The sequence below is a fragment of the Chamaesiphon sp. OTE_75_metabat_556 genome (genome assembly GCF_031378165.1).
GTDB lineage: Bacteria > Cyanobacteriota > Cyanobacteriia > Cyanobacteriales > Chamaesiphonaceae > Chamaesiphon.
This window is the reverse complement of sequence record NZ_JANNDR010000551.1, coordinates 1-2,198: the sequence shown is the minus strand read 5'-3', so window position 1 is coordinate 2,198 and position 2,198 is coordinate 1. Positions and strand designations below refer to the sequence as shown.

At 47.6% G+C, this 2,198-nt stretch carries 4 protein-coding genes; all 4 read right to left on the bottom strand.

The genetic code is table 11. The features are described from left to right. On the bottom strand, nucleotides 1-486 hold a 486-nt coding region (locus tag RMO27_RS21575; protein WP_309736462.1), incomplete at its 3' end, for a thiamine pyrophosphate-binding protein. A 4-nt stretch (nucleotides 487-490) separates the two neighbouring features. After that, on the bottom strand, nucleotides 491-646 hold the full coding sequence (locus RMO27_RS24025; RefSeq protein ID WP_396133780.1) for a macro domain-containing protein: 156 nt from the start codon (nucleotides 644-646) through the stop codon (nucleotides 491-493). Between the two features lie 158 nt (nucleotides 647-804). Further along, entirely contained in the window at nucleotides 805-1,392 is a 588-nt protein-coding gene (locus RMO27_RS21570) for a PEP-CTERM sorting domain-containing protein (RefSeq protein WP_309736460.1), read from the bottom strand. Between the two features lie 341 nt (nucleotides 1,393-1,733). Continuing rightward, nucleotides 1,734-2,198: aldehyde dehydrogenase family protein (locus tag RMO27_RS21565; protein ID WP_309736458.1), on the bottom strand; the 465-nt coding region annotated here is incomplete at its 5' end.

The following is a 2,198-nucleotide window of genomic DNA, read 5'->3' as shown; positions in this document are numbered from 1 at the left end:
CGCGACATTTTCCGGCACGTCGATATGCACCGCACCGGGCTTTTCTGACTGGGCGATGTGGAAGGCTTTGCGGACAATTTCGGCGGTACTATTGGGTTGGACGATTTGCTTGCTCCACTTGGTAATCGGTGCAAACATCGCTACCAAGTCTAGATATTGATGGGATAAGATGTGCATTCGATCGGTACTCACCTGTCCGGTAATGGCAATCAGCGGTGCCCCATCTAGATTAGCATCGGCGACCCCCGTCATCAGATTGGTTGCACCTGGCCCCAAGGTGGACAGACAGACCCCTGCTTGTCCGGTTAAGCGACCGTATACGTCTGCCATAAAAGCGGCTCCCTGTTCGTGGCGACAGGTCACAAATTGAATCGTAGAACCTTTGAGTGCTTCGAGGATGTGGAGATTTTCTTCCCCTGGGAGTCCAAAAATATACTTCACGCCTTCGTTTTCCAGACATTGCACCAATAATTCTGCCGTATTCATAAACTCAAGCCATTTTGGATTGTGGATTGTGGATTGTCAGGATTGCGCTAATGGTTTGAATCTGGTGCAGCTGGGCGAGGATTAAACTCTGGCGATAGCAACTAGCTAATAATTCTGGCTCGCTGGCATACCCACCCCTCCAAATCGGGCCGCTCGTCATGCGCTTCGCTCCTAAATTTGTTGATGGGTTGGAGACGTTATCGCAAAAAATATCGACTACATCGAGCGGAATATTAATTTATCTTGCTCACGTAATCGATATTTGTAGATCGATAAATAATCGACAATTTAGATAGAAAACTAATTAATCGTTCGTGTTTAGTTGCTGGAATTCTTGAGTTTTTTTCTCATTCGTAATGCAGCAGTACCGCCGACGGCCGTACCGATAATTGTAAATGGTTCGGGTACTGCTTGCGATCCTCCAGTAATAGTAGCGATCGAGGTCAAGCCCGATTGAGACGAAGCTACTGTGTTAGCGATTGTCAATCCGACAGCCTCACCAGTACCCGCGCCACTACATGCAGCATTTTCAATACACCAGAAATTTTGGCCAGATCCAATATTAGGATTTTGAAAAAGAACAAAATCGCTATTGCTACTAACAAAATCAAATAGTAGGTCTGTAGCTGTTGCACTAAAAGAGTTACCGTCAATACGCAGTTGAGAATTAGCTCCGCTCAATGGACCTAATAAATTGAAAGTGCCAGTACCATCATTTAAAAGCAAGTTCCAATTTGTAATATTGCTTTGTGAAAGTGTACCGATCGTATCATCGGTATCGATAGTGCCAGTTACACTACCACTGCCAATGCTACGGTTGAGATTAAAAGTAGCAGCTTGCCCGACCGATGCAGACAACACTACTAAGGAGAGCGCGGTAGTAACAGTCGATAATGTTTTGAGCATGTTGTAATTCACCTTAAAATAGAGGATTCGGGGTAATCGGAAGGTTTCAGATTTGTGAACCGAGCTTTTGAGATTTGCCACAGCAGGTTGTTGGGCTTGCTAAATCTCATCAGGTACTTGGCAAGGATGTTGAGCCACATATTGTAGCCATAATTAACTATACCCCTCTTGTCTACTAGAATATAGATCGACAGATCGTTCGTCGTCATTAAAAATTGGAGTGTTTGCAGCTAGCTAAAAAACAGGGCACTCCTTCAGTACTCGATTTTTGGCAATCGAATCTCTCAAAAGTGTCGTAGTCCAAACAAACTCTATCTATCGTTATTGTTTGTCAAATTGGCTTACTTAATCCAGATAGTTTTGATGTTGACAAATTCTAGAATGCCAGGTCGTCCGAGTTCGCGACCGTAACCCGATCGCTTAATGCCGCCAAAGGGCAGGCGCGGATCGGATTTGACCATGCCATTGATAAACACCGAACCCGCTGCTAATTCACGAATTAGGCGGTCTTGTTCTGTGGCATCCTGCGTCCAGACACTCGCGCCCAAACCAAAGGGACTGTCATTCGCTAGCGCGATCGCGGCATCCAAATCGGGTACTGTAAATAGCAACGCCACGGGGCCGAAGAATTCATCGCGGAAGGCCGGGTTGCCGGGGGCGATGTCGGTGAGGATCGTGGGCTGCATGAACCAGCCGGGGCGGTCGATGCGTTTGCCGCCCAGCAGCAGCTTGGCACCGCCCTTGACGGCGGCATCGACCTGCGCCAGCAGTTGCAGCAGCGCCGCTTCAGTGGACAGCGGGCCGAG

What these genes read in the sequence shown, in the direction of transcription:
- RMO27_RS24025 (WP_396133780.1), bottom strand. Translation starts at nt 646, where the DNA reads ATGACGAGCGGCCCGATTTGGAGGGGTGGGTATGCCAGCGAGCCAGAA.
- RMO27_RS21570 (WP_309736460.1), bottom strand. Translation starts at nt 1,392, where the DNA reads ATGCTCAAAACATTATCGACTGTTACTACCGCGCTCTCCTTAGTAGTG.